This window comes from Enterobacter sp. BIDMC93 (assembly GCF_001037805.1).
In the GTDB taxonomy this organism is placed as follows: domain Bacteria; phylum Pseudomonadota; class Gammaproteobacteria; order Enterobacterales; family Enterobacteriaceae; genus Enterobacter; species Enterobacter hormaechei_C.
Genome location: NZ_KQ089962.1, coordinates 1,017,052 through 1,042,028 on the forward strand (window position 1 = coordinate 1,017,052; position 24,977 = coordinate 1,042,028).

25 protein-coding genes and 1 tRNA gene are annotated in these 24,977 nt (G+C 56.0%); 17 read left to right on the forward strand and 9 right to left on the reverse strand.

What is annotated here, in order from left to right; all coding sequences use genetic code 11:
- Positions 1–63 precede the first annotated feature (63 nt).
- The 12 genes from SK58_RS04820 (at position 64) to mtr (ending at position 13,767) form a co-directional block, all read left to right on the forward strand.
- Positions 64–140 (forward strand) — tRNA-Met (locus SK58_RS04820).
- 207 nt (positions 141–347) lie between these two features.
- A complete protein-coding gene (gene rimP, locus SK58_RS04825) occupies positions 348–800 on the forward strand; it encodes a ribosome maturation factor RimP (protein ID WP_014833432.1) in 453 nt (150 codons plus the stop codon).
- A gap of 28 nt (positions 801–828) precedes the next feature.
- On the forward strand, positions 829–2,331 hold the full coding sequence (nusA, locus tag SK58_RS04830; protein ID WP_003861798.1) for a transcription termination factor NusA: 1,503 nt from the start codon (positions 829–831) through the stop codon (positions 2,329–2,331).
- A 24-nt stretch (positions 2,332–2,355) separates the two neighbouring features.
- The gene (gene infB / locus SK58_RS04835; protein WP_006812117.1) at positions 2,356–5,043 is read left to right on the forward strand and encodes a translation initiation factor IF-2; all 2,688 of its coding nucleotides are present in this window, start codon (positions 2,356–2,358) and stop codon (positions 5,041–5,043) included.
- Positions 5,044–5,149: 106 nt separating this feature from the next.
- Positions 5,150–5,554: a 30S ribosome-binding factor RbfA gene (gene rbfA / locus SK58_RS04840; RefSeq protein ID WP_003861793.1), complete on the forward strand. Its 405-nt coding sequence runs from the start codon at positions 5,150–5,152 to the stop codon at positions 5,552–5,554.
- Positions 5,554–6,504, forward strand: a complete 951-nt coding sequence (truB, locus tag SK58_RS04845; RefSeq protein ID WP_017693918.1) for a tRNA pseudouridine(55) synthase TruB — start codon at positions 5,554–5,556, stop codon at positions 6,502–6,504. The genes rbfA and truB overlap by 1 nt, the downstream gene beginning before the upstream one ends.
- A 154-nt stretch (positions 6,505–6,658) precedes the next feature.
- Positions 6,659–6,928 carry a 30S ribosomal protein S15 gene (gene rpsO / locus SK58_RS04850; protein ID WP_003861789.1) on the forward strand — a complete coding sequence of 90 codons (270 nt, stop codon included), beginning with the start codon at positions 6,659–6,661 and terminating at the stop codon, positions 6,926–6,928.
- A 242-nt stretch (positions 6,929–7,170) separates the two neighbouring features.
- Positions 7,171–9,309: a polyribonucleotide nucleotidyltransferase gene (gene pnp, locus SK58_RS04855; protein ID WP_017693919.1), complete on the forward strand. Its 2,139-nt coding sequence runs from the start codon at positions 7,171–7,173 to the stop codon at positions 9,307–9,309.
- Positions 9,310–9,419: 110 nt separating this feature from the next.
- Positions 9,420–10,304 carry a lipoprotein NlpI gene (nlpI, locus tag SK58_RS04860; protein ID WP_017693920.1) on the forward strand — a complete coding sequence of 295 codons (885 nt, stop codon included), beginning with the start codon at positions 9,420–9,422 and terminating at the stop codon, positions 10,302–10,304.
- Between the two features lie 107 nt (positions 10,305–10,411).
- A complete protein-coding gene (gene yrbN, locus SK58_RS22810) occupies positions 10,412–10,492 on the forward strand; it encodes a protein YrbN (RefSeq protein WP_097397692.1) in 81 nt (26 codons plus the stop codon).
- A complete protein-coding gene (locus SK58_RS04865; RefSeq protein ID WP_003861780.1) occupies positions 10,485–12,380 on the forward strand; it encodes a DEAD/DEAH family ATP-dependent RNA helicase in 1,896 nt (631 codons plus the stop codon). Before yrbN ends, SK58_RS04865 begins: the two co-directional genes overlap by 8 nt.
- Before the next feature lie 142 nt (positions 12,381–12,522).
- On the forward strand, positions 12,523–13,767 hold the full coding sequence (gene mtr, locus SK58_RS04870) for a tryptophan permease (RefSeq protein WP_032655224.1): 1,245 nt from the start codon (positions 12,523–12,525) through the stop codon (positions 13,765–13,767).
- 100 nt (positions 13,768–13,867) lie between these two features.
- Here mtr and SK58_RS04875 read toward each other — a convergent pair whose 3' ends face one another.
- From SK58_RS04875 to SK58_RS04885, 3 genes are all read right to left on the reverse strand, one after another.
- Entirely contained in the window at positions 13,868–14,875 is a 1,008-nt protein-coding gene (locus SK58_RS04875) for a luciferase-like monooxygenase (RefSeq protein WP_048219444.1), read from the reverse strand.
- Between the two features lie 78 nt (positions 14,876–14,953).
- Entirely contained in the window at positions 14,954–15,832 is an 879-nt protein-coding gene (locus SK58_RS04880) for a U32 family peptidase (RefSeq protein ID WP_023295495.1), read from the reverse strand.
- Positions 15,833–15,839: 7 nt separating this feature from the next.
- Positions 15,840–16,835: a ubiquinone anaerobic biosynthesis protein UbiU gene (locus tag SK58_RS04885; RefSeq protein WP_003861773.1), complete on the reverse strand. Its 996-nt coding sequence runs from the start codon at positions 16,833–16,835 to the stop codon at positions 15,840–15,842.
- 221 nt (positions 16,836–17,056) lie between these two features.
- Here SK58_RS04885 and SK58_RS04890 point away from each other — a divergent pair, with 221 nt between their 5' ends.
- Both SK58_RS04890 and SK58_RS04895 read left to right on the forward strand, forming a co-directional pair.
- Positions 17,057–17,581 carry a ubiquinone anaerobic biosynthesis accessory factor UbiT gene (locus SK58_RS04890; RefSeq protein WP_003861771.1) on the forward strand — a complete coding sequence of 175 codons (525 nt, stop codon included), beginning with the start codon at positions 17,057–17,059 and terminating at the stop codon, positions 17,579–17,581.
- The gene (locus tag SK58_RS04895) at positions 17,575–18,078 is read left to right on the forward strand and encodes a GNAT family N-acetyltransferase (RefSeq protein WP_032649650.1); all 504 of its coding nucleotides are present in this window, start codon (positions 17,575–17,577) and stop codon (positions 18,076–18,078) included. Before SK58_RS04890 ends, SK58_RS04895 begins: the two co-directional genes overlap by 7 nt.
- On the opposite strand, the gene SK58_RS04900 is transcribed toward SK58_RS04895, so the two are convergent.
- The gene (locus SK58_RS04900) at positions 18,065–18,394 is read right to left on the reverse strand and encodes a GIY-YIG nuclease family protein (protein WP_003861768.1); all 330 of its coding nucleotides are present in this window, start codon (positions 18,392–18,394) and stop codon (positions 18,065–18,067) included. The two genes, SK58_RS04895 and SK58_RS04900, sit on opposite strands and share 14 nt — an antisense overlap.
- A 14-nt stretch (positions 18,395–18,408) precedes the next feature.
- Between SK58_RS04900 and SK58_RS04905 the strand changes: the two genes are divergently transcribed.
- Positions 18,409–18,843, forward strand: coding sequence for a YhbP family protein (locus SK58_RS04905; protein WP_023295494.1), 435 nt, complete (start codon positions 18,409–18,411; stop codon positions 18,841–18,843).
- On the opposite strand, the gene SK58_RS04910 is transcribed toward SK58_RS04905, so the two are convergent.
- Positions 18,823–19,341 (reverse strand): type 1 glutamine amidotransferase domain-containing protein, encoded by a 519-nt coding sequence (locus SK58_RS04910; RefSeq protein WP_015571965.1) that lies wholly within the window; start codon positions 19,339–19,341, stop codon positions 18,823–18,825. The two genes, SK58_RS04905 and SK58_RS04910, sit on opposite strands and share 21 nt — an antisense overlap.
- A gap of 128 nt (positions 19,342–19,469) precedes the next feature.
- Between SK58_RS04910 and SK58_RS04915 the strand changes: the two genes are divergently transcribed.
- Both SK58_RS04915 and SK58_RS04920 read left to right on the forward strand, forming a co-directional pair.
- Positions 19,470–20,114, forward strand: a complete 645-nt coding sequence (locus tag SK58_RS04915; RefSeq protein ID WP_023304489.1) for an NAD(P)H-binding protein — start codon at positions 19,470–19,472, stop codon at positions 20,112–20,114.
- A 40-nt stretch (positions 20,115–20,154) separates the two neighbouring features.
- A complete protein-coding gene (locus SK58_RS04920) occupies positions 20,155–21,192 on the forward strand; it encodes a permease (RefSeq protein ID WP_023295492.1) in 1,038 nt (345 codons plus the stop codon).
- A gap of 49 nt (positions 21,193–21,241) precedes the next feature.
- On the opposite strand, the gene dolP is transcribed toward SK58_RS04920, so the two are convergent.
- Genes dolP through SK58_RS04940 form a run of 4 tightly spaced genes read right to left on the reverse strand, consistent with a single transcriptional unit; the run spans position 21,242 to position 24,930 of the window.
- Positions 21,242–21,817, reverse strand: a complete 576-nt coding sequence (gene dolP, locus SK58_RS04925; protein WP_006812102.1) for a division/outer membrane stress-associated lipid-binding lipoprotein — start codon at positions 21,815–21,817, stop codon at positions 21,242–21,244.
- Positions 21,818–21,826: 9 nt separating this feature from the next.
- Positions 21,827–22,417, reverse strand: a complete 591-nt coding sequence (gene diaA, locus SK58_RS22815) for a DnaA initiator-associating protein DiaA (RefSeq protein ID WP_003861754.1) — start codon at positions 22,415–22,417, stop codon at positions 21,827–21,829.
- Between the two features lie 21 nt (positions 22,418–22,438).
- On the reverse strand, positions 22,439–22,834 hold the full coding sequence (locus tag SK58_RS22820; RefSeq protein WP_017382447.1) for a YraN family protein: 396 nt from the start codon (positions 22,832–22,834) through the stop codon (positions 22,439–22,441).
- Positions 22,792–24,930 carry a penicillin-binding protein activator gene (locus tag SK58_RS04940; RefSeq protein WP_023295491.1) on the reverse strand — a complete coding sequence of 713 codons (2,139 nt, stop codon included), beginning with the start codon at positions 24,928–24,930 and terminating at the stop codon, positions 22,792–22,794. The genes SK58_RS22820 and SK58_RS04940 overlap by 43 nt, the downstream gene beginning before the upstream one ends.
- Positions 24,931–24,977 lie beyond the last annotated feature (47 nt).

The window sequence follows — 24,977 nt, forward strand, 5'->3', positions numbered from 1 at the left end:
TACCAAATCCCAGCATTATTTGCAAATTCTGTCCAAAACGCGTAGAATTTGCCACGTTTCAGGCGCGGGGTGGAGCAGCCTGGTAGCTCGTCGGGCTCATAACCCGAAGGTCGTCGGTTCAAATCCGGCCCCCGCAACCACTTTCCCATAAAGTTCTTTTTCAAATATACTGTGAAGACTTAGAGCCTTCGTAGCTGGATTTGAAAAAATGCTTTCGGAGAGTGCTCCAGGCCACAGTTGTGGCTATAGGGTTCAGTTATCTAAAGCCCCGATTTATCGGGGTTTTTTGTTATCTGACTACAGAATAACTGGGCTTTACGCCCTTTTTTTATGTCTTGGGGGTGGGCTTGTCCACATTAGAGCAAAAATTAACAGAGATGATTACTGCGCCGGTCGAAGCACTGGGCTACGAACTGGTCGGCATCGAATTCGTTCGCGGCCGTACATCCACACTGCGCATCTATATTGATAGTGAAGATGGCATCAATGTTGATGATTGTGCTGATGTCAGCCACCAGGTGAGTGCGGTTCTTGATGTTGAAGATCCGATTACCGTTGCGTACAACCTGGAAGTTTCCTCACCTGGCCTCGATCGTCCGATGTTCACGGCCGAGCACTACGTGCGCTTTACCGGTGAAGAAGTGGCTCTCGTTCTGCGTATGGCCGTACAGAACCGCCGTAAATGGCAGGGAATTATCAAAGCCGTTGATGGTGAAATGATCACGGTGACAGTCGAAGGCAAAGATGAAGTGTTCGCGCTGAGTAATATCCAGAAGGCGAACCTGGTTCCCCACTTTTAACAGTCTGGATTGAGGTGAAAAGCCCGCGATGAACAAAGAAATTTTGGCTGTTGTTGAAGCCGTCTCCAACGAGAAATCACTGCCGCGTGAGAAGATTTTCGAAGCGCTGGAAAGTGCACTGGCTACAGCAACCAAGAAAAAATACGAACAAGAGATCGATGTTCGCGTAGAAATCGATCGTAAAAGCGGTGACTTCGATACATTCCGTCGTTGGGTAATCGTTGAAGAAGTGACCCAACCGACCAAAGAGATCACCCTGGAAGCGGCACGTTTTGAAGACGAAAGTCTGAACGTGGGTGACTACGTTGAAGATCAGATTGAATCTGTCACCTTCGACCGTATCACCACCCAGACCGCGAAGCAGGTTATCGTGCAGAAAGTTCGCGAAGCCGAGCGCGCGCTGGTTGTCGATCAGTTCCGCGATCAGGAAGGCGAAATCATCACTGGCGTGGTGAAGAAAGTGAACCGCGACAACATCTCTCTGGAGATCAAATCCGAAGGGCTACCGGGTAACGCTGAAGCCGTGATCCTGCGTGAAGACATGCTGCCGCGTGAAAACTTCCGCCCAGGCGACCGTATTCGTGGTGTGCTGTATGCCGTACGTCCTGAAGCGCGTGGTGCACAGCTGTTCGTGACGCGTTCTAAACCAGAAATGCTGGTTGAACTGTTCCGTATCGAAGTGCCGGAAATCGGCGAAGAAGTTATCGAAATCAAAGCGGCGGCCCGCGATCCGGGTTCCCGTGCGAAAATTGCGGTGAAAACCAACGACAAGCGTATCGACCCGGTCGGTGCTTGCGTCGGTATGCGTGGCGCACGTGTTCAGGCGGTTTCTACCGAACTGGGCGGCGAGCGCATTGATATCGTTCTGTGGGACGATAACCCGGCGCAGTTCGTGATCAACGCAATGGCACCGGCTGATGTGGCGTCTATCGTTGTTGACGAAGACAAACACACCATGGATATCGCTGTAGAAGCGGGCAACCTGGCGCAGGCGATTGGCCGTAACGGTCAGAACGTACGTCTGGCGTCACAGCTGAGCGGCTGGGAACTCAACGTGATGACCGTTGATGACCTTCAGGCCAAGCATCAGGCTGAAGCCCACGCGGCGATCGATACCTTCACCAAATACCTGGACATTGACGAAGACTTCGCCACTGTGCTGGTTGAAGAAGGTTTCTCTACGCTGGAAGAACTGGCCTACGTGCCAATGAAAGAGCTGCTGGAAATTGACGGTCTGGATGAACCAACCGTTGAAGCCCTGCGTGAACGCGCTAAAAACGCACTGACCACCCTGGCGCTGGCTCAGGAAGAAAGCCTTGGCGATAAGAAGCCGGCTGATGACCTGCTGAATCTGGAAGGTCTTGATCGTGCGATTGCGTTCAAGCTGGCTGCCCGTGGTGTTTGTACGCTGGAAGATCTCGCTGAGCAAGGCGTTGATGACCTGGCCGATATCGAAGGTTTAACCGACGAGAAAGCCGGCGAACTCATCATGGCCGCACGTAATATTTGCTGGTTCGGCGACGAAGCGTAATAAACTGTAGCAGGAAGGAACAGCATGACTGATGTAACTGTAAAATCGCTGGCTGCTGAGATTCAGACCTCCGTGGACCGCCTGGTACAGCAATTTGCTGATGCAGGGATCCCGAAGTCCGCTGATGACTCGGTGACCGCGCAAGAAAAACAAACCTTGTTAGCGCACCTGAACCGTGAACACGGCTCTACGCCTGACAAGTTAACGCTACAGCGTAAAACGCGTAGCACGTTGAACATCCCTGGTACCGGTGGCAAAAGCAAGTCGGTACAAATTGAAGTCCGCAAGACGCGCACCTTTGTAAAACGTGATCCGCAAGAGGCAGAACGCCTTGCCGCGGAAGAGCAGGCACAGCGTGAAGCGGAAGAACAAGCTCAGCGTGAGGCAGAAGCCACTGCCAAACGTGAAGCAGAATTAAAAGCTGAACGTGAGGCCGCAGAAAAAGCGAAACGCGACGCCGGTGAAAAAGCGAAGCGTGACGCTGCGGAAAAAGACAAAGTGAGCAATCAACAGACCGACGAAATGACCAAAACTGCCCAGGCTGAAAAAGCCCGCCGTGAAAATGAAGCTGCCGAGCTGAAGCGTAAAGCGGAAGAAGAAGCCCGCCGCAAGCTTGAAGAAGAAGCTCGCCGCGTCGCCGAAGAAGCGCGTCGCATGGCAGAAGAAAACGAGAAGAACGGTGTGAATACCGCTGAACCAACTGAAGATACCAGCGATTATCACGTCACCACGTCTCAGCATGCGCGTCAGGCAGAAGACGACAACGACCGCGAAGTTGAAGGTGGTCGTGGCCGTACTCGCAGTGCAAAAGCTGCGCGTCCTGCGAAAAAAGGTAACAAACACGCCGAATCAAAAGCTGACCGTGAAGAAGCGCGTGCAGCGGTTCGCGGCGGTAAAGGCGGCAAGCGTAAAGGTTCCGCTCTCCAGCAGGGCTTCCAGAAGCCTGCTCAGGCCGTTAACCGTGACGTTGTGATCGGCGAAACCATCACCGTTGGCGAACTGGCTAACAAGATGGCGGTGAAAGGCTCTCAGGTCATCAAAGCGATGATGAAACTGGGCGCAATGGCCACCATTAACCAGGTCATCGACCAGGAAACCGCACAGCTGGTTGCCGAAGAGATGGGCCACAAAGTTATCCTGCGTCGTGAAAACGAGCTGGAAGAAGCAGTAATGAGCGACCGTGATACGGGCGCAGCGGCTGAACCGCGCGCACCGGTCGTGACCATCATGGGTCACGTTGACCACGGTAAAACCTCTCTGCTTGACTACATTCGTTCTACTAAGGTTGCCTCCGGCGAAGCGGGTGGTATTACCCAGCACATCGGTGCTTACCACGTAGAAACCGAAAACGGCATGATCACCTTCCTGGATACCCCAGGCCACGCAGCGTTTACTTCAATGCGTGCTCGTGGTGCTCAGGCAACGGATATCGTTGTACTGGTTGTTGCTGCCGACGATGGCGTGATGCCACAGACCATTGAAGCTATCCAGCACGCGAAAGCGGCGCAGGTGCCTCTGGTTGTCGCAGTTAACAAAATCGATAAGCCAGAAGCCGATATGGATCGCGTGAAGAACGAACTGTCCCAGTACGGCGTTATGCCGGAAGAGTGGGGCGGTGAAGCGCAGTTCATCCCTGTATCTGCAAAAGCAGGTACCGGTATCGACGACCTGCTGAACGCTATCCTGCTTCAGGCTGAAGTTCTGGAGCTGAAAGCGGTTCGTAAAGGTATGGCGAGCGGCGCGGTAATCGAATCCTTCCTGGATAAAGGTCGTGGTCCGGTTGCAACCGTTCTGGTTCGCGAAGGTACTCTGCACAAGGGCGACATCGTTCTGTGTGGTTTCGAATACGGTCGCGTTCGTGCGATGCGTAACGAACTGGGTCAGGAAGTGCTGGAAGCGGGTCCGTCCATTCCAGTGGAAATTCTCGGCCTGTCCGGTGTTCCGGCTGCCGGTGACGAAGTCACCGTGGTACGTGACGAGAAGAAAGCGCGTGAAGTCGCTCTGTATCGTCAGGGTAAATTCCGTGAAGTGAAGCTGGCTCGTCAGCAGAAATCTAAACTCGAGAACATGTTTGCCAACATGACCGAAGGCGAAGTTCACGAAGTGAACATCGTTCTGAAAGCGGACGTTCAGGGTTCTGTGGAAGCGATCTCCGACTCCTTGCTGAAACTGTCTACCGACGAAGTGAAAGTGAAGATCATCGGTTCTGGCGTAGGTGGTATCACCGAAACCGACGCAACCCTGGCAGCAGCGTCTAACGCGATCCTGGTTGGCTTCAACGTTCGTGCTGACGCATCTGCGCGTAAAGTGATTGATGCTGAAAGCCTGGATCTGCGTTACTACTCCGTTATCTATAACCTGATTGACGAAGTGAAAGCAGCGATGAGCGGCATGCTGTCTCCTGAGCTGAAACAGCAGATCATCGGTCTGGCTGAAGTACGTGACGTGTTCAAATCACCGAAATTCGGTGCGATCGCGGGCTGTATGGTTACCGAAGGGACCATCAAGCGTCACAACCCAATCCGCGTACTGCGTGACAACGTGGTTATCTACGAAGGTGAGCTGGAATCCCTGCGCCGCTTCAAAGATGACGTTAACGAAGTCCGTAACGGCATGGAATGTGGTATCGGCGTGAAGAACTACAACGACGTTCGCGTTGGCGATATGATCGAAGTGTTCGAGATCATCGAAATTCAGCGTACCATCGCGTAATCTTCGTCAACTGAAGATTAATTAGCGTAGGCCGGGTAAGCGAAGCGCCACCCGGCAGTAATTTTAAAAAGGGGCTTAAGCCCCTTTTTTGTCTGGAGAATTTATTATGGCGAAAGAATTTGGTCGCCCACAGCGCGTCGCGCAGGAGATGCAGAAAGAGATCGCTCTCATTCTGCAACGTGAAATCAAAGATCCACGCGTGGGTATGATGACCACCGTGTCTGGCGTGGAAATGTCCCGCGACCTGGCGTACGCCAAAGTGTTTGTTACTTTCCTGAATGACCAGGATGAAGACGCCGTGAAGAACGGCATTAAAGCGTTGCAGGAAGCCTCTGGTTTCATCCGCTCTCTGCTTGGCAAAGCAATGCGCCTGCGTATCGTGCCAGAGCTGACCTTCTTCTACGACAACTCGCTGGTTGAAGGTATGCGTATGTCCAACCTGGTGACCAGCGTGGTGAAACATGACGATGAGCGTCGTGTTAACCCGGCGGACGACAGCAAGGAGGACTGATGAGTCGTCCTCGTCGTCGCGGTCGTGACGTGCATGGCGTGCTGTTGCTGGATAAACCACAGGGCGCATCCAGCAACGACGTGCTGCAAAAAGTGAAGCGTATTTATAACGCCAACCGTGCAGGGCACACTGGCGCGCTGGATCCGCTGGCAACCGGCATGCTGCCGATCTGCCTGGGGGAAGCGACAAAGTTTTCCCAGTACCTGCTGGATTCGGATAAGCGCTACCGCGTGATTGCCAAACTGGGCCAGCGCACGGATACCTCTGATGCAGATGGCCTGGTGGTGGAAGAGCGCCCGGTGACCTTCAGCGCGGAGCAACTTGATGCGGCGCTGGACAGCTTCCGTGGTGATACGCTACAGGTGCCGTCGATGTATTCGGCGCTGAAATATCAGGGCAAAAAGCTCTACGAATATGCGCGTCAGGGCATTGAGGTTCCGCGTGAAGCTCGTCCGATTACCGTGTATGAGTTGCTGTTCATTCGCCACGAAGGTGATGAACTCGAGCTGGAAGTACACTGTTCGAAAGGGACCTATATCCGCACCATCATTGATGACCTCGGTGAAAAGCTGGGCTGCGGCGCGCATGTGATTTATCTGCGTCGTCTGGCGGTCAGCAAATATCCGGTCGAACGCATGGTGACGCTTGAGCATCTGCACGCCCTGGTTGAGCAGGCGCAAGCGCAGGGCGTTGCGCCAGCCGATCTGCTGGACCCGCTGCTGATGCCAATGGACAGTCCGGCAGTGGACTTCCCGGTTGTTAATCTTCCTTTAACATCGTCCGTTTACTTTAAGAACGGAAACCCGGTTCGCACATCGGGGGCGCCGCTTGAGGGCCTGGTACGCGTGACGGAAGGTGACGAAGGGAAATTCATCGGTATGGGCGAAATGGACGGCGAAGGGCGTGTGGCGCCGCGTCGTCTGGTCGTCGAATATCCGGTCGAAGCGTGACGGTGATAACGCCTCACCTTGCGATAAGCAGGGGAGACGAGTAGAATATCGCCGCTTAACGCCTGGTAAATTGTTTAACAATCTGCGGGGCGTACATGGGATAGCTGAATTAGAGATCGGCATCCTTACATTCTTTATACTTTGGAGTTTGAAAATGTCTCTAAGCGTTGAAGCTAAAGCTAAAATCGTTTCTGAGTTTGGTCGTGGTACTAACGACAGCGGTTCTACCGAAGTTCAGGTTGCACTGCTGACTGCACAGATTAACCACCTGCAAGGTCACTTTGCAGAGCACAAAAAAGATCACCACAGCCGTCGTGGTCTGCTGCGTATGGTTTCTCAGCGTCGTAAACTGCTCGACTACCTGAAGCGTAAAGATGTTGCACGCTACACCGCGCTGATCGAGCGTCTGGGCCTGCGTCGCTAATTCTTGCGAGTTTCAGAAAAGGGGGCCTGATGGCCCCTTTTTTCAACCAGACGGCAGCAATTCAATGGAAACTATTGTATTGTTGCTATAAATGATCTTCATTGCAGAGGTTCGCGCGGCTAATGAGAGGCTTCACCCATGAGGGTGTCGGTTGTCATTAGTCGCGAGGATGCGAAGAAGGTCGGGTTAAATCGTCAGCACACCTGAGGTGTGCTTTCAAACATTTAAGAAAGGACAGAATTTTGCTGAATCCGATCGTTCGTAAATTCCAGTATGGTCAGCATACCGTCACGCTGGAAACCGGCATGATGGCGCGTCAGGCTACTGCTGCCGTTATGGTAAGCATGGATGACACCGCTGTATTCGTTACCGTAGTTGGCCAGAAAAAAGCTAAACCAGGTCAGGACTTCTTCCCACTGACCGTTAACTACCAGGAGCGTACCTACGCTGCCGGTAAAATCCCGGGTGGCTTCTTCCGTCGTGAAGGCCGTCCAAGCGAAGGCGAAACCCTGATCGCGCGTCTGATTGACCGCCCGGTTCGTCCGCTGTTCCCGGAAGGCTTCGTAAACGAAGTTCAGGTTATTGCGACCGTTGTTTCCGTTAACCCACAGGTTAACCCGGACATCGTTGCTATGATCGGCGCATCTGCGGCCCTGTCACTGTCTGGTATTCCATTCAATGGCCCAATCGGTTCCGCGCGCGTTGGCTACATCAACGACCAGTACGTACTGAACCCAACTCAGGAAGAGCTGAAAGAGAGTAAGCTGGACCTGGTTGTTGCCGGTACTGAAGCAGCGGTTCTGATGGTTGAATCCGAAGCTGAACTGCTGAGCGAAGATCAGATGCTGGGCGCTGTGGTATTTGGCCACGAGCAGCAGCAGATCGTTATTCAGAACATCAACGACCTGGTGAAAGAAGCCGGTAAACCACGTTGGGACTGGCAGCCAGAAGCGGTGAACGAGGCGCTGAACGCACGCGTTGCTGCACTGGCAGAATCTCGTCTGAGCGACGCATACCGCATCACCGACAAACAGGAGCGCTATGCTCAGGTTGATGTGATCAAATCTGAAGTGACCGCGACCCTGGTTGCCGAAGACGAAACGCTGGACGCTAACGAGATTGGCGAAATCCTGCACGCCATCGAGAAAAACGTTGTTCGTAGCCGCGTCCTGGCAGGCGAGCCGCGTATCGATGGCCGTGAAAAAGACATGATCCGTGGTCTGGACGTGCGTACTGGCGTACTGCCACGTACTCACGGTTCTGCGCTGTTCACCCGTGGTGAAACGCAGGCGCTGGTAACCGCGACCCTGGGTACCGCACGTGACGCACAGATCATCGACGAACTGATGGGCGAGCGTACTGACAGCTTCCTGTTCCACTACAACTTCCCTCCGTACTCTGTGGGCGAAACCGGTATGGTTGGCTCACCGAAGCGTCGTGAAATTGGTCACGGTCGTCTGGCGAAGCGCGGCGTGCTGGCAGTGATGCCAGAAGCAGACAAATTCCCGTACACCGTACGTGTGGTGTCTGAAATCACCGAATCCAACGGTTCCTCTTCTATGGCTTCCGTGTGTGGTGCCTCTCTGGCGCTGATGGATGCAGGCGTGCCAATTAAAGCCGCCGTTGCGGGTATCGCAATGGGTCTGGTGAAAGAGGGCGACAACTACGTTGTTCTGTCTGACATTCTGGGCGACGAAGACCACCTGGGCGATATGGACTTCAAAGTAGCGGGTTCCCGTGACGGTATCTCTGCCTTGCAGATGGATATCAAAATTGAAGGTATCACCAAAGAGATCATGCAGGTTGCTCTGAACCAGGCTAAAGGTGCGCGTCTGCACATCCTGGGCGTGATGGAACAGGCGATTAATGCGCCGCGTGGCGACATTTCTCAGTTCGCTCCACGTATCCACACCATCAAGATCAATCCAGACAAGATCAAAGATGTTATCGGTAAGGGCGGTTCTGTTATCCGTGCACTGACCGAAGAAACGGGCACCACCATCGAAATCGAAGATGACGGTACTGTGAAGATCGCAGCAACCGACGGCGAGAAAGCGAAATACGCTATCCGTCGTATCGAAGAGATCACGGCAGAAATCGAAGTGGGCCGTATCTACAATGGTAAAGTGACCCGTATCGTTGACTTTGGCGCATTCGTTGCCATCGGTGGCGGTAAAGAAGGTCTGGTACACATCTCTCAGATCGCTGACAAGCGCGTTGAGAAAGTGACCGATTACCTGCAAATGGGTCAGGAAGTACCGGTGAAAGTTCTGGAAGTTGACCGCCAGGGCCGTATCCGTCTGAGCATTAAAGAAGCAACCGAGCAGTCTCAGCCTGCTGCGGCGCCGGAAGCTCCGGCTGCTGAACAGCAAGGCGAGTAAGGTTGCCATTTGCCCTCCGCGCAGGCGGAGGGCTTATTATCAGGCAGGACGCCTTGTTAAGCCGCCGGGGGACAGGACGTTCATCCAATAGTTGTCTTCGGGAGTGGGAAATGAAGCCTTTTTTGCGCTGGTGTTTCGTTGCGACAGCTTTAACGCTGGCAGGATGCAGCAACTCTGCCTGGCGTAAGAGCGAAGTCCTCGCAGTGCCATTGCAACCGACTTTGCAGCAGGAAGTCATTCTGGCACGCATGGAACAAATACTTGCCAGTCGGGCTTTAACCGATGACGAACGCGCACAGCTTTTATATGAGCGCGGAGTGTTGTATGATAGTCTCGGTCTGAGGGCACTGGCGCGAAATGATTTTTCACAAGCGCTGGCGATTCGACCTGATATGCCTGAAGTATTCAATTACTTAGGCATTTATTTAACGCAGGCAGGCAATTTTGATGCTGCCTATGAAGCGTTTGATTCTGTACTTGAGCTTGATCCAACTTACAACTACGCGCACTTGAATCGCGGTATCGCATTGTATTACGGCGGTCGTGATAAGTTAGCGCAAGATGATCTGCTGGCGTTTTATCAAGACGATCCTAATGATCCTTTCCGCAGCCTGTGGCTTTACATCGTTGAGCAGAAGCTCGATGAGAAGCAGGCCAAAGAAGCACTGAAACAGCGCTTCGATAAATCGGACAAGGAACAGTGGGGATGGAACATTGTCGAGTTCTACCTGGGCAACATTAGCGAAGCAACGCTGATGGAACGCCTCAAGGCGGACGCAACGGATAACACCTCGCTCGCTGAGCATCTCAGTGAAACCAACTTCTATTTAGGTAAGTACTACCTAAGTCTGGGGGATATGGACAGCGCTACGGCACTGTTCAAATTAGCGGTTGCTAACAACGTACATAACTTCGTTGAGCACCGTTATGCATTGTTGGAATTATCGCTCTTGGGCCAGGAGCAAGACGACCTGGCAGAATCGGACCAGCAATAGCTGACGACATAAACATCAGCCCGTAATCTTTTGATTGCCATCACCTTCACTGGTGAGGGCGTTGTTGTTCGTCAATACACCTAATTTGAGCCGGTTCACACTTTTCAATGAAAATTGCTAATCATTTTCACGATGAGCTAAGTAGACTGGCCGCCATTAATATCGAGGCACTTGTACTACATGGCTGAATTCGAAACCACTTTTGCAGATCTGGGCCTGAAGGCTCCTATCCTTGAAGCCCTTAACGATCTGGGTTACGAAAAACCATCTCCGATCCAGGCTGAGTGTATCCCACACCTGCTTTCTGGTCGTGACGTGCTGGGCATGGCCCAGACTGGTAGCGGTAAAACCGCAGCATTCTCGCTGCCGCTGCTGAACAACATTGATCCGGACCTGCGCGCGCCGCAGATCCTCGTCCTGGCTCCAACCCGTGAACTGGCTGTTCAGGTTGCTGAAGCCATGACGGAATTCTCTAAACATATGCGCGGCGTAAACGTGGTAGCCCTGTACGGCGGCCAGCGTTATGACGTGCAGTTACGCGCCCTGCGCCAGGGTCCACAGATTGTTGTCGGTACGCCGGGCCGTCTGCTGGATCACCTGAAGCGCGGTACCCTGGACCTCTCTAAACTGAGCGGTCTGGTACTGGACGAAGCCGATGAAATGCTGCGTATGGGCTTCATCGAAGACGTAGAAACCATCATGGCGCAGATCCCGGAAGGTCATCAGACCGCTCTGTTCTCTGCAACTATGCCAGAAGCGATCCGTCGCATTACCCGCCGCTTCATGAAAGAGCCGCAGGAAGTGCGTATTCAGTCCAGCGTGACCACTCGCCCGGACATCAGCCAGAGCTACTGGTCTGTATACGGCATGCGCAAAAACGAAGCGCTGGTGCGTTTCCTGGAAGCGGAAGATTTTGATGCGGCGATTATTTTCGTTCGTACCAAAAACGCGACCCTGGAAGTGGCTGAAGCCCTGGAGCGTAGCGGTTACAACAGCGCAGCGCTGAACGGCGACATGAACCAGGCCCTGCGTGAGCAGACTCTGGAGCGTCTGAAAGACGGTCGTCTGGATATCCTGATTGCAACCGACGTGGCAGCACGTGGCCTGGACGTTGAGCGTATCAGCTTGGTTGTAAACTACGATATCCCAATGGACTCCGAGTCTTACGTTCACCGTATCGGCCGTACCGGTCGTGCGGGTCGTGCAGGCCGTGCGCTGTTGTTCGTTGAGAACCGCGAGCGTCGTCTGCTGCGTAACATTGAACGCACCATGAAGCTGACCATTCCAGAAGCCGAGCTGCCAAACGCAGAACTGCTGGGCAAACGCCGTCTGGAAAAATTCGCCGCGAAAGTACAGCAGCAGCTGGAAAGCAGCGATCTGGATCAGTACCGTGCGCTGCTGTCCCAGATCCAGCCTGTCGCTGAAGGCGAAGAGCTGGACATGGAAACCCTGGCCGCAGCACTGCTGAAAATGGCGCAGGGCGAACGTAGCCTGATCGTGCCACCTGATGCGCCGATGCGTCCTAAGCGTGAGTTCCGTGACCGTGACGATCGTTTCGAACGTCGTGGCGACCGTAACGACCGTGGTCCACGCGGTGACCGTCCAGAGCGTGGTGGTGAAGACCGTCCACGTCGCGAGCGTCGTGACGCTGGCGAAATGGAACTGTATCGCATTGAAGTGGGCCGTGATGATGGTGTTGAAGTTCGTCACATCGTTGGCGCGATCGCTAACGAAGGCGACATCAGCAGCCGTTACATCGGTAACATCAAGCTGTTCGGTTCCCACTCCACCATCGAGCTGCCAAAAGGCATGCCGGGCGAAGTACTGCAACACTTTACTCGCACCCGCATCCTGAACAAGCCGATGAACATGCAGCTGCTGGGCGATGCACAGCCACGTCCTGACCGTGGCGGCGAACGTCGTGGCGGTGGTCGCGGTTTCGGTGGCGAGCGTCGTGAAGGCGGTCGCAGCGAAGGTCGCGGTGGTGAAGGCCGTCGTTTCTCCGGTGAGCGCCGCGAAAACCGTGGTCCACGCCGTGAAGAAGGCGCCAGCCGTCGTCGTTTCGGTGACGCGTAAGCCTTTCGCTTCTGACGTAAAGTAAAATATACAGCCCCGATAGTTGCTATCGGGGCTTTTTTTATTCCTTTTGTACTCTTGTACTGGTACAGTGCAACACACTAAAATGCAGAACCACATTTTTCACTGGAGATAAGGCCGCATGGCAACACTAACCACCACCCAAACGTCACCTTCGCTGCTTGGCGGCGTGGTGATCATCGGCGGAACCATCATTGGTGCCGGGATGTTTTCCCTGCCTGTGGTCATGTCCGGTGCGTGGTTCTTCTGGTCGCTGGCGGCGCTGGTTTTCACCTGGTTCTGCATGCTCCATTCCGGGCTGATGATCCTTGAAGCAAACCTGAACTACCGCATTGGCTCCAGCTTCGACACGATCACCCGGGATCTGTTGGGCAAGGGCTGGAACCTGGTGAACGGGCTGTCCATCGCGTTTGTTCTCTATATCCTGACCTACGCGTACATTTCAGCGAGCGGGTCGATTCTGCATCACACCTTCTCAGAGATGTCGCTGAACGTTCCGGCGCGTCTGGCGGGTCTCTGCTTCGCGCTGGGCGTGGCGTTTATCGTCTGGATGAGCACCAAAGCGGTCAGCCGCATGACAGCAATCGTGCTGGGCGCAAAGGTCATCACCTTCTTTCTGACCTTCGGCAGCCTGCTGGGGCACGTCACGCCGGCCACGCTGTTTAACGATGCGGAAGTGAACACCTCCTACACGCCGTACCTGCTGATGACGCTGCCATTCTGTCTGGCGTCGTTCGGCTACCACGGCAACGTACCGAGCCTGATGAAATACTACGGCAAGGATCCGCGCACCATCGTGAAATGCCTGGTTTACGGCACGCTGCTGGCGCTAGGGCTGTATGTGATCTGGCTGCTGGGGACGATGGGTAACATCCCGCGTCCGGAATTTATCGGCATTGCGCAGAAGGGCGGTAACATTGATGTGCTGGTACAGGCGCTGAGCGGCGTGCTGAACAGCCGCAGCCTGGATCTGCTTCTGGTGGTCTTCTCTAACTTTGCGGTGGCGAGCTCATTCCTCGGCGTGACGCTGGGCCTGTTTGACTACCTGGCGGATCTGTTTGGTTTTGATGACTCTGCGATGGGGCGCTTCAAAACGGCGCTGTTGACCTTCCTGCCACCGATTGTGGGCGGCCTGCTGTGGCCGAACGGTTTCCTGTACGCCATCGGCTATGCGGGACTGGCGGCCACCATCTGGGCGGCGATTGTACCGGCGCTGCTGGCGCGCAAATCACGTAAGCGCTTCGGCAGCCCGAAATTCCGCGTCTGGGGCGGAAAACCGATGATTGCGCTGATTCTGGTATTTGGTATCGGCAATGCGGTGGTGCACGTGCTGTCGAGTTTTAATCTGTTGCCTGTGTATCAGTAAAACGTGCGGTCTGAACCCCTCACCCCGGCCCTCTCCCCATGGGAGAGGGAGAAAAGAATGTAGGCCCGGTAAGCGAAGCGCCACCGGGCAAAGCAAAAAACTACCCCACCAACTCCTCTTTCACCTGCATCGCCAAATCAAACGAATGCAGACGCGCCTGGTGATCGAAAATCTGGCCGTTAACCATAATCTCATCCGCCTGGGTTTCACGCAGCACCGCCTCCAGCCCGTGACGCACTTTCGCCTTATCACCCACCAGCGACATACTCAGAGCCTGCTGCACGCCATACTGCTCGGAGGCCGACCACAGCTGATGCATATTCTCTACCGGCGGCGGCAGCTGGCCCGTCTCGCCGCGACGCAGCTTCACAAACGCCTGCTGCATAGAGGTAAACAGGAATTCCGCGTCGCGGTTGCTGTCGGCGGCAATGATATTGATACACATCATCGCATACGGCTTCTCCAGACGTTCAGACGGTTTGAAGTGCGTACGATAAAGATGCAGTGCCTGATGCAGCATATCCGGTGCGAAGTGGGAAGCGAACGCGAACGGCAGCCCCAGCTGAGCGGCGAGCTGTGCGCTGTACAGGCTTGAGCCTAACAGCCATACCGGGATCTTTTCCCCGTACCCCGGCACAGGTCGCACGTGTGGGTTCGGATCCCGCGCGTCAAACCAGTCCACCAGCTCGGCCACATCGCGCGGGAAGTTATCGATATCGCCGCTCATATGGCGACGCAGGGCGCGCATGGTCGGCTGGTCGCTGCCCGGCGCGCGGCCAAGCCCTAGATCAATACGGCCCGGATAAAGGGTATTCAGCGTCCCGAACTGCTCGGCAATCACCAGCGGGGCGTGGTTCGGCAGCATCACACCGCCGGAGCCCAGGTGCAGAGTGGTGGTATTCGCCGCCAGATAGCCAATCAGCACCGAGGTGGCGGCGCTGGCGATGCCCACCATATTGTGGTGCTCCGCCAGCCAGTAGCGGTGATAGCCGCGCTTTTCGGCAAGCTGAGCAAGATCGAGAGAGTGCGTGAAGGCTTCTCTGGCCGAGGAGCCTTGTGGAATCGGCGCCAGATCCAGCACCGAAAACGGAATGGTTTTGTCAGTCATAACAGCTCACTTTGTCGACGGTCAATCTTTAATACTGCATTAAAAAATGATAACCGTTGTTAACAAAGTGAGCTTTTTTTACGCCTGCAATTCCAGCCCGGCGAGACGTCGCCAGTAACCGTTGCAGTCGCTGTTTGCGGTCAACGGCAGCGGCGAGGCGCCGTTTTCGTTGGCGCGGAAGGCGTCCAGCATCGCGAAAACGCCGGTATCAAGCGGCGAAAGCCGCACCATATCCACCAGCCCGTGCATTGACGCCAGTTCGTTGCCGAGGTTATAGACGTAACCGCTCATGGTCTGAATGCCGTTGAGAACAAACACCTGCTGATTCTCCTGCGACAGCATGCTGCGGCCGTTCGGGTACTTAATGCAGCAGGTTTCGCACTCGTCTTTCGGACGGTCTTCCGAGCGTGCGGTAAAGCAGCGGGCAGAGTAGGCCAGCGGCAGATGGCCGTAGCTCAGAACCTCCACTTCAAACTTGTTGCGAATGCCCAGCTCTTCGCACTGTGTGAGCAGGTTGGCCAGCCAGTCGCGGGAGAGCTCTACTGGCATGCACCAGCGGGTCATCCCCTGTTTGAGCAACAGGCGCAGGGTCACCGCGTTATAGCAGTTCAGCGCATGTCCGGCGACAAACGGCAGCTTACGCTCGGCGCACAGGTTTACCACGCCCAGGTCGCTCGCCTCCAGCAGGAACTCACCGTTTTCGACGTAGCGCTTCAGTTCGCCCAGTTCAGAGGACGCCTGCACCAGCGCCAGCGTCGAGAGCACCACCTGCTTGCCGCTGCCGGCCAGGTTTTTCGCCATATCCAGCCAGTCGCCCACTTTGGTGGCGCGGCGCTTGCTGCACACCGCTTCGCCGAGGTAAATCACATCGGCGCTGCTGTTAGCCGCCTGCTGGTAAAAATCTTCCAGCGTCTCTTTTGGCCAGTAGTAAAGCACCGGCCCTAATGAATATTTCATGATTATCTCACTGCCATTTACGGTGGTACGCGCCGAGCGTAGTTTGGGTGCCTTCGGACATCGCGCCGAGCGTCTCCATCCAGGCCGCTTGTGGAGCATAGTTTTGCGGGTCCGCCATGCAGCGGTCGATGGCCTGACGCCACACCTTCGCCACCTGGCTCACGTAGGCCGGGCTGCGCTGGCGGCCTTCGATTTTCACCGAGGCAATATTGGCGGCCAGCAGTTCCGGCAGCAATTCCAGCGTGTTGAGGCTGGTGGGCTCCTCCAGCGCGTGGTAGCGCTCGCCGTCCACCAGATAGCGGCCCTTACACAGTGTCGGATAGCCCGCGTTTTCACCGTCCTGATAGCGGTCAATTAACACGTCATTCAGGCGTGACTCTAGCCCCTGCGGCGTTTGCTGCCAGCGAACGAAGCGGGCAGGCGAGCAGGCGCCGACGGTATTTGGCGATTCCCCGGTGAGATAGGAAGAAAGATAGCAGCGGCCTTCGGCCATGATGCACAGGCTGCCGAAGGCAAAAACCTCCAGCGGCACTGGCGTGACGCGCGCCAGTTGCTTAACCTGATGAATAGAGAGCACGCGCGGCAGCACCACGCGGGCTACGTCAAAGTGTCGATGATAAAAACGCACGGCCTCTTCATTGGTGGCCGATGCCTGAACAGAGACGTGGCGCTCAATATGCGGATAACGTTCTGCCGCATACTCAAGCATGGCGAGGTCAGCCAGGATCAGCGCATCTGCGCCCAGCTGGGCCGCCATATCCACGGCGCGCTGCCAGCGGGCATAGCCATCAGGATGGGCAAAGGTATTGATGGCGATGTGCAGTTTGCGCCGGTGCTGGTGAACGAAGTTAACGGCTTCCTGAAGCTTTTTCTCCGTAAAGTTAAGACCCGCAAAATGGCGGGCGTTGGTATCATCTTTCAGCCCGATATAGACCGCATCGGCCCCATTTTCGATGGCCGCCTTAAGCGCCGGAAGGTTTCCGGCAGGGCAGAGCAGCTCCATAATTTATCCCGATGTTGTCGATCGCAGGGATCGTAAAAAATGTTAACGAGCTGGGATTTTAATTAACCCATACGCGACAATTTTTGATTTAAGGCAGCTAATGGCGTATTGATGGCACCAATAATGAGGTATACCGGACAACGGTTTGTTGATTTACGCCGCTATCTTCTTGTCGGGATATGGCAAAATAGCAGGACTATAGCTATCAGGGAGTAAAGCTCGTGCTGGATAAACTGCGTTCACGTCTCGTACAATTTGGTCCATCAATGCTGAGCGTGCCGGTAAAACTGGCGCCGTTCGCGCTTAAACGCCAGGTGCTGGAACAGGTACTGAGCTGGCAGTTCCGCCAGGCGCTACAGGACGGTGAGCTGGAGTTTCTGGAAGGCCGCTGGTTAAAGATTGAAGTGCGCGATATCGGGTTGCGCTGGTTTACTTCCGTTGAGAACGATCGGCTGATCGTCCGTGAAACCGCCGAGGCGGATGTCAGCTTTAGCGCGGATGCCAGCGATCTGCTGATGATCGCCGCGCGCAAACAGGATCCGGACACCCTCTTCTTCCAGCGTCGTCTGGTGATTGAAGGCGACACGGAGCTCGGTCTGTACGTCAAAAATTTAATGGATGCCATTGAGCTGGAGCAGATGCCGAAAGCGCTGCGTATGATGTTGATGCAAATGGCAGATTTCGTTGAGGCCGGGCTAAAAACCCCGCCGGACAGCAAACACACTTCAGTAGGTGAGCCATGCTGATTCGAGTCGAAATTGGGATTGATGCGCCGGGTATCGATGCGTTGTTACGCCGCTCTTTTGCAGGCGACGCCGAAGCCCAACTGGTTCACGATCTTCGCGAAGATGGCCTGATTACGCTGGGCCTGGTTGCCACCGACGATGAAGGGCAGGTGGTCGGCTACGTGGCCTTCAGCCCGGTGATTGTGCAGGGTGAAGAGTTACAGTGGGTCGGCATGGCGCCGCTGGCGGTGGATGAAAACTACCGTGGCCAGGGCCTGGCGCGCCAGCTGGTCTATGAAGGGCTGGATTCACTGAATGAATTTGGCTATGCCGCTGTCGTCGTTCTGGGCGATCCGGCGTTCTACGAACGTTTAGGTTTTGAGCCAGCGTCCAGATACGATCTGCGCTGCCACTGGCCGGGCACGGAAACGTCTTTCCTGGTGCATCCTCTGGCGGATGATGCGCTCGACGGCGTTACCGGTCTGGTGGAGTACCACGATCATTTCAATCGTTTTTAAGCAGGCTTTCGCGTAGCGCCTCGAAAGAGCCGTCCCCGTTGACGAGACGCTCTTTCTGGCGCTTCGTCAGCTGCTTGATGCGGTATTCCAGCCTGAGCGCCAGGGATCTGTCGCCCACGGCGGCTGAAAACGCTAACTGAAGTTCACCTTTCCCCCGCAGCGCCTTCGCCCCTTTCCCCGTTTGATGTTGTAAAAAACGCCGTGCCACATCGGTAGTGATCCCGGTGTAGAGTGCGTTATCAGCGGTTCGGACAAGATAGAGAAACCAGCACACGGTAAACAGATTCAGTATGTTAAGGTGAACGCACCATAGCATGAGAGAGAGCGAAAATGGAAACACTGGCCGCCATTAACCGCTGGCTGGCAAAGCAGCATGTCGTGACCTGGTGCGTCTGTAAAGACGAGGAGATGTGGTGCGCAAATGCCTTTTATTACTACGATCCCGAGCGCGTGGCCTTTTACGTGATGAGCGAAGATAAAACGCGGCATGCGCAGATGACGGGCCAGCGGGCAAAAGTGGCGGGCACGGTAAACGGTCAGCCTAAAACCGTTGCGCTGATCCGCGGGGTCCAGTTTAAAGGCGAAATTCGTCGCCTGGAAGATGAGGAGAGCGACGCGCAACGTAAACGCTATACGCGCCGCTTCCCGGTGGCCGCGGCGCTAAAAGCCCCGGTGTGGGAAATCCGCCTTGATGAGCTGAAATTTACCGACAACACCCTGGGCTTTGGCAAGAAGCTGCACTGGTTACGCGCCGAGCAGGCGTAGCGCTTCACGGTTAAACGCCGGCAGATCGTCCGGTGTACGGCTGGTGATCAGCTGATCGTTATCGTTCACCACTTCCTGATCGTAGAACTCGGCTCCCGCGTTTTTCAGATCGATAACGATCGGCTTCACCGCGGTGAGCTTACGCCCGCGTACCACCTCGGCGCTGATCAGCAGCTGCGGACCGTGGCAAATGGCAAATACCGGTTTACCGGTGCCGACGAAGTCACGGGTAAAGGTGACGAAACGCTCGTCTCCGCGCAGGGAATCCGGTGAATGACCGCCCGGTAACAGCAGGGCGTCGAAATCCGACGGGCTGACGTTATCAATGGATTCGTCAATGGTCACGCTGGCTTCGCCCTTATGGCCCTTCACGGTTTTACCCGCTTCTTTCTCGATGGTGACCACCTCGTGGCCCGCCTTGCGGAATGCCTCTGCTGGCGACGTAAATTCTGAATCTTCAAACTCGTCGGTAATCAAGACTGCGATTTTTTTACCCATGCTTCCTCCGTTGTTTTCGCTTCAGACTGTTTTTTTCCCGTTTGTGGTAAATACTTACCGGTAACAGACTTTTAAGTGTGGTAGAGCAGGCCCAGAACGCAAACGGACAATTCTGTAAAGGGGATAAGATGAGTCAGGTACTGATTACCGGCGCAACCGGGCTGGTGGGTGGACATCTGCTGCGGCTGCTGATCCAGGATCGGCATATCAATTATATCGCCGCCCCGACGCGTCGCCCGCTGTTGGATATCACCGGCGTCTATAACCCGCACGATCCACAGCTCACCGACGCGCTGGCGCAGGTGCAGGATCCCATTGATATCGCCTTTTGCTGCCTTGGCACCACCCGACGGGAAGCGGGCAGTAAAGAAGCTTTTGTCCATGCGGATTACACACTGGTGGTGGATACCGCCCTGACGGCGAAAAAGCTGGGCGCAAAACATTTCCTGGTGGTCAGTGCGCACGGCGCGAACGCAGGCTCGCCGTTTTTTTACAACCAGGTGAAGGGCAAAATGGAAGAGGCGTTAATCGCGCAGAAATGGGAGCGCCTGACCATCGCGCGGCCTTCCATGCTGATGGGGCACCGTGACGAACGTCGTTTTAACGAGTCTTTTTTCGCTCCGCTGTTTCGCATCCTGCCGGGTAACTGGAAGTCCATCGAGGCGCGGGATGTCGCGCTGGCGATGCTAAAAGAGGCGCTGGCTCCGTCGCAGGAGGGGGTTAATATTATCCCTTCGGCAAAACTGCGTGAAATCGCGCAGGGCGAGGCGTAAACTTCCCCGGCTTATTAAATAACACCTTCCGGGGAATGGTATGACTGGTCAGTCTTCATCTCAGGCGGCAACACCTGTTCAGTGGTGGAAGCCCGCACTCTTCTTTCTCGTGGTCATCATTGGCCTCTGGTATGTGAAATGGCAGCCGTACTACGGTAAAGCCTTCACCGCCGCCGACACCCACAGCATCGGTAAATCGATTCTCGCGCAGGCCGATTCCAGCCCGCTACGCGCGGCGTGGGATTACGCCATGGTCTATTTTCTTGCCGTCTGGAAAGCGGCGGTATTGGGCGTATTGCTGGGCTCGCTGATTCAGGTACTTATCCCGCGTAACTGGCTGGTGAAAACCCTGGGACAGCCGCGCTTGCAGGGCACGCTGCTGGGGACGATTTTCTCCCTGCCGGGCATGATGTGCTCCTGCTGCGCCGCACCGGTGGCGGCGGGTATGCGCCGACAGCGCGTGTCGATGGGCGGCGCGCTTGCCTTCTGGATGGGTAACCCCCTGCTGAACCCGGCAACGCTGGTGTTTATGGGCTTCGTTCTCGGCTGGCATTTCGCGTTTATCCGTCTGGCGGCTGGCCTGCTGACGGTGGTGCTTGTCGCTACGCTGGTGCAGCACCTGGTGAAAGACAACGAGGCCGGGCCTGCCTCCGTTGAGCTGGACGTCAGCGAGCCGCAGGGCAGTTTCTTTGCTCGCTGGGGCAAAGCGCTGTGGCAGCTTTTCTGGAGCACCATTCCGGTCTATATCCTGGCCGTACTGGTGCTGGGGGCGGCGCGCGTCTGGCTGTTCCCGCATGCGGATGGCGCTATCGACAACACGCTGATGTGGGTGATTGCGATGGCGGTGGCCGGGTGCCTGTTTGTGATCCCAACCGCGGCGGAGATCCCGATTATTCAGACCATGATGATGGCTGGTATGGGGACCGCACCGGCGCTGGCGCTGCTCATCACGCTGCCGGCGGTGAGCCTGCCGTCGCTTATCATGCTGCGTAAGTCATTCCCGGCGAAAGCGCTGTGGCTGACTGCGGGGCTGGTGGCGTTGAGCGGAGTTATTGTGGGGAGTATGGCGCTTGTGTGAAAAAAGCCCGGTGGCGCTAGCGCTTACCGGGCCTGTAGCCAGGTGGGAATTACTTAATGTAAGTAAAGGCGGTGGTGACGTGTTTCACGCCGCTCACCCGGCTGGCGATATCCGCCGCCGCTTTCCCTTCACGTTCCGTCACCAGACCCAGCAGGAACACTTCGCCGTTCTCCGTGGTCACTTTCACGTTTGAGGATTTCACCTGGTCGGTACCCAGCAGCTGGGAACGCACTTTGGTGGTGATCCAGGTATCAGATGACGCGGTGCCGAGACCAATCGGCTGGCCCTGGCGGATCTCGTTAAACACTTCCGCCGTACCTTCCACACCCATCGCAATCTGTTTGGCACGCGAGGCGAGTTCAGGATTTGGCGCCTGGCCTGCCAGCAGCACTTTGCCCTGATAAGCCGTCACGTTGATGCGTGCTTCCTTCTTGATCTGCTCGTCTTTCGACAGCGCACTGTTTACGCGCAGCTCAAGCGTACCGTCATCCACCTGCGTCCCAACGGTGCGCGGATCGGTCGCTGCTTTGGTGCCGACCGCTGCGGTGCCGACTACAGCGGCAGCGATGCATCCCTGAAGCAGTAATGCAGACATCACGACTGCAAGGGCCGATAAAACCTTCATGAGAACTCCTTAATCATCCTGGTGAGGGAAAAGCGTGTTATCGATCAGATCGCATAAGCAGTTCACCGTGAGCATATGCATCTCCTGGATGCGGGCGCTACGGTGCGAAGGAATGCGGATCTCCACATCCTGCGGCCCCAGCAGGCCAGCCAGCTCTCCGCCGTCGTAACCGGTCAGGGCGACAATCGTCATATCCCGGGTCACGGCCGCTTCAACCGCTTTAACGATATCCCGGCTGTTACCGCGCGTGGAGATCGCCAGCAGCACGTCTCCGGCATGGCCTAAGGCGCGCACCTGCTTGGCGTAGATTTCGTCATGCAGACGATCGTTGGCAATCGCAGTTAAGACCACGTTATCGGTGTTTAGTGCAATGGCAGGTAAACTCGGGCGCTCGGTTTCGAAGCGATTGATCATGCTGGCAGCAAAATGCTGTGCGTTGGCGGCGGACGTGCCATTGCCACAACAGAGGATTTTGTTGCCGTTGAGCAGCGACTGAACCAGCGTCATCGCTGCACGCGAGATCGCGTCCGGGAGGGCTTCCGCCGCGGCAATCTGCGTTTGAATGCTTTCTGTGAAGCACACTTTAATTCGTTCGAGCACGGTATCCCTTTAAAATCTTATTTATGCGTCTTCGCCAAACGCGTTTTTAAGCCAGTCGATCGCATTTCCGGTGAAGGCTACCACATCGAAACGGCAATCCACAGTATCAAAACTCCCATTATGGCGGGCAAGCCACAAGTGGGCAGTCTGTAATAATTTTTGTTGTTTGGCGAGCGTCACGCTGGCGGCAGCACCGCCAAAACGGGACGACTGTCGGAAGCGAACTTCAACAAACACGATGGTCTGACCGTCTTTCATGATCAGGTCAATCTCGCCGCCGCGCCCGCGAACGTTGGCGGCGACAAAGCGCAGTCCTTTGCCTTCAAGCCAGCGACGCGCCTTTAACTCCCACGCGTCGCCGGTCTGTTTACGGCTTAACTGGCCGGGACAATCTGCCCCTGCTGGTATTTGAGCCATGATAACTTCCTGTTAATCACACAATCCTGATCGGCGGTCAGATCGCCGGTATTCCCGTTAAGCTCGAAGCCCGGTACCTGACGCATCTGGGTGAAGTGGTTTGCCAGCGCCCAGGCATCGACGCCCATCGCGTACAGACGCGCCAGGGAATAGTCATTGCGCACCGCGCCCAGCGCCTGCTGCATCAACTGCGGGTTGCTGCCTGCCAGCATGGGGATCTCGCTGTATTGCAGTCCTTCCATTTCCAGACGGAAATCCGGGCCTGCGGTACCCTGTGCGCTGCGTGAGCTGGCGTAGAGCGTTGCACCGCTCTGGCTGCCGTTACGCATGGCGATCATCGGTTTGATAAAGGCGATCTCTTCCGGCGTAGCGACGATGTACGCCGAATCCACTTTACCGCCGCCGCTGATTTGCGCGTCGGTAGGTGGTGCCGGGATCGTCAGACCGCCGATGGTGACGCTCTGCTGCTGCGGCAGGCTGGCGGATACCGGGCTACCGTTGAGGGCAATACCTGCCCCGCCGTTCACGCCCGCTCTCAGTTCGGAAGCTGAGCCAAATTTCTGCTGCAACACTACGCCACCGCCAAGGGTCTGCCACTCTTGCGCAAACGCGTTGGCAACGCGATCGCCCAGCGTGCTGCGTGGGATCAGCAGCAGCGGCGCCTGCTTGCCCTGCTCGTGAATATGGCGGGCCGCATCGCGGGCTTCATCCTCCGGAGAGAGGGCGAAGTAACAGATATTGGCGCGGTTCTGAACCTGCTCAGGCTGGTTAAGCGCCAGCACGTTCAGCGTGGTGTTGCTCTTCATCAGCGCTTCCACGTTGTTTTTCAACAGCGGGCCGACAACGATGCTGGCCCCGTCCTGCTGAACCTGCGCCAGCACCTGGTCAAGCGGCTGGGCGCTGGTGTCGTAGATTTTCAACTCTGCACCAGGATTAGCGCTGGTGGTGGCCACAGCCTGCGGCTGGGTTGCTGGCTGCTGTTCCGGCTGCGCGGTTTGCGGCTGAGGTTGTTCTGCCGTCGCGGGCGCCGGTGTTTCAGCCGGGGCCTGTGTTGCCGCAGGCGCTGGGGTAGCAGGCTGCGTCGTTGGGGCGGTAACCGGATTCTGCATGGTGCCCTGCGCAGGGGTTTGCGCGGTGGTCAGGTCGCTGGTTTCGGCGGCGGACGGGCTGACAACGTCATTCACATTCGCCGCCTGTGCAGCCTGCGCCGGAACCGCGCTGCCGCTGACGGCGGTGGTGCCGTTTTTCGCGGCTTCAAAACCTTGCTGAATGGCGCGACCAAACACCGCAGCCTGACCGTTTAACGGCAGCAGCAGGGCGATTTTGCTGGTGGAGGCGGGCTTAAAGTTTTGCACGTTCACCAGCTGCGTTGGCAGCATTTTCGCTCCCGGGTTTTGCGGGTAACGCTTTTGCCAGTCGGTAATGCCGGCTTTCAGCATGTTCGGATCGCTGCGGTTGTTGAACCACATCTGTTGCAGATCCAGCCAGCCTTGCAGGACATTTTCATCGGCGTTGATTACCAGCGCCTTGGCCTGATCCTGGGTCATGGAGGCGAGCGCCTGCCAGGTTGCGTCAATATTTTTTTGCTTGTCTGCACCCGCGAGCAGAGGCTCCTGGGCAATCAGCGCGCGGAGTAGCGTCAGGGAAGGGCGACCCTGCTCAGCGGTGATACCGGCCTGCCAGAAACGGGCCTGCTGGTTTTTATCCAGCGTGCTGAGATCGATGGTGCCGAGGATCTTCTTCGCGCCGTCGTAATCTTTTTGCGCGACCTTCAGTTCTGCCGACAGCAGCGTCTGCTCATGGCGCTGAGTGTCGTTAAGATCCTGCGGCAGCTGGCTGAACAGCTCGGCGGCCTGCTGGGTTTTCCCTTCTTTCAGCAGTGCACGAATGGCGAGTAATTGCCAGTTGATCCTGGTATCATTTGTACTCTGCGACATTTGTTGCAGATAAAAGCCAGAATCAGCCTGAGCGGATCCCTGCATATGAGCAGTGCTCTGGTCAGGTGCCTGGGTGCCGCAGCCGGTAAAGATCAGGGCTGCCAGCAGGAGGGGCACGCTGTGCGCGGCTTTTTTTCGAAGAAACGTTAACGGTACCATACTGTATCCAGTGATTTTTTTACGCAATGCTCAATATTAAATCGGCA

Coding starts and splice junctions, on each gene's coding strand:
- SK58_RS22820 (WP_017382447.1), bottom strand. CDS start 22,834: ATGGCTCAAATACCAGCAGGGGCAGATTGTCCCGGCCAGTTAAGCCGT.
- SK58_RS04905 (WP_023295494.1), top strand. CDS start 18,409: ATGGAAACACTGGCCGCCATTAACCGCTGGCTGGCAAAGCAGCATGTC.
- SK58_RS04885 (WP_003861773.1), bottom strand. CDS start 16,835: ATGGAGCTGCTCTGCCCTGCCGGAAACCTTCCGGCGCTTAAGGCGGCC.
- SK58_RS04900 (WP_003861768.1), bottom strand. CDS start 18,394: ATGCTATGGTGCGTTCACCTTAACATACTGAATCTGTTTACCGTGTGC.
- SK58_RS04865 (WP_003861780.1), top strand. CDS start 10,485: ATGGCTGAATTCGAAACCACTTTTGCAGATCTGGGCCTGAAGGCTCCT.
- dolP (WP_006812102.1), bottom strand. CDS start 21,817: ATGAAGGTTTTATCGGCCCTTGCAGTCGTGATGTCTGCATTACTGCTT.
- SK58_RS04895 (WP_032649650.1), top strand. CDS start 17,575: ATGCTGATTCGAGTCGAAATTGGGATTGATGCGCCGGGTATCGATGCG.
- SK58_RS04880 (WP_023295495.1), bottom strand. CDS start 15,832: ATGAAATATTCATTAGGGCCGGTGCTTTACTACTGGCCAAAAGAGACG.
- rbfA (WP_003861793.1), top strand. CDS start 5,150: ATGGCGAAAGAATTTGGTCGCCCACAGCGCGTCGCGCAGGAGATGCAG.
- SK58_RS04875 (WP_048219444.1), bottom strand. CDS start 14,875: ATGACTGACAAAACCATTCCGTTTTCGGTGCTGGATCTGGCGCCGATT.
- nlpI (WP_017693920.1), top strand. CDS start 9,420: ATGAAGCCTTTTTTGCGCTGGTGTTTCGTTGCGACAGCTTTAACGCTG.
- yrbN (WP_097397692.1), top strand. CDS start 10,412: ATGAAAATTGCTAATCATTTTCACGATGAGCTAAGTAGACTGGCCGCC.
- SK58_RS04920 (WP_023295492.1), top strand. CDS start 20,155: ATGACTGGTCAGTCTTCATCTCAGGCGGCAACACCTGTTCAGTGGTGG.
- truB (WP_017693918.1), top strand. CDS start 5,554: ATGAGTCGTCCTCGTCGTCGCGGTCGTGACGTGCATGGCGTGCTGTTG.
- SK58_RS04940 (WP_023295491.1), bottom strand. CDS start 24,930: ATGGTACCGTTAACGTTTCTTCGAAAAAAAGCCGCGCACAGCGTGCCC.
- nusA (WP_003861798.1), top strand. CDS start 829: ATGAACAAAGAAATTTTGGCTGTTGTTGAAGCCGTCTCCAACGAGAAA.
- infB (WP_006812117.1), top strand. CDS start 2,356: ATGACTGATGTAACTGTAAAATCGCTGGCTGCTGAGATTCAGACCTCC.
- SK58_RS04915 (WP_023304489.1), top strand. CDS start 19,470: ATGAGTCAGGTACTGATTACCGGCGCAACCGGGCTGGTGGGTGGACAT.
- mtr (WP_032655224.1), top strand. CDS start 12,523: ATGGCAACACTAACCACCACCCAAACGTCACCTTCGCTGCTTGGCGGC.
- SK58_RS04910 (WP_015571965.1), bottom strand. CDS start 19,341: ATGGGTAAAAAAATCGCAGTCTTGATTACCGACGAGTTTGAAGATTCA.
- rpsO (WP_003861789.1), top strand. CDS start 6,659: ATGTCTCTAAGCGTTGAAGCTAAAGCTAAAATCGTTTCTGAGTTTGGT.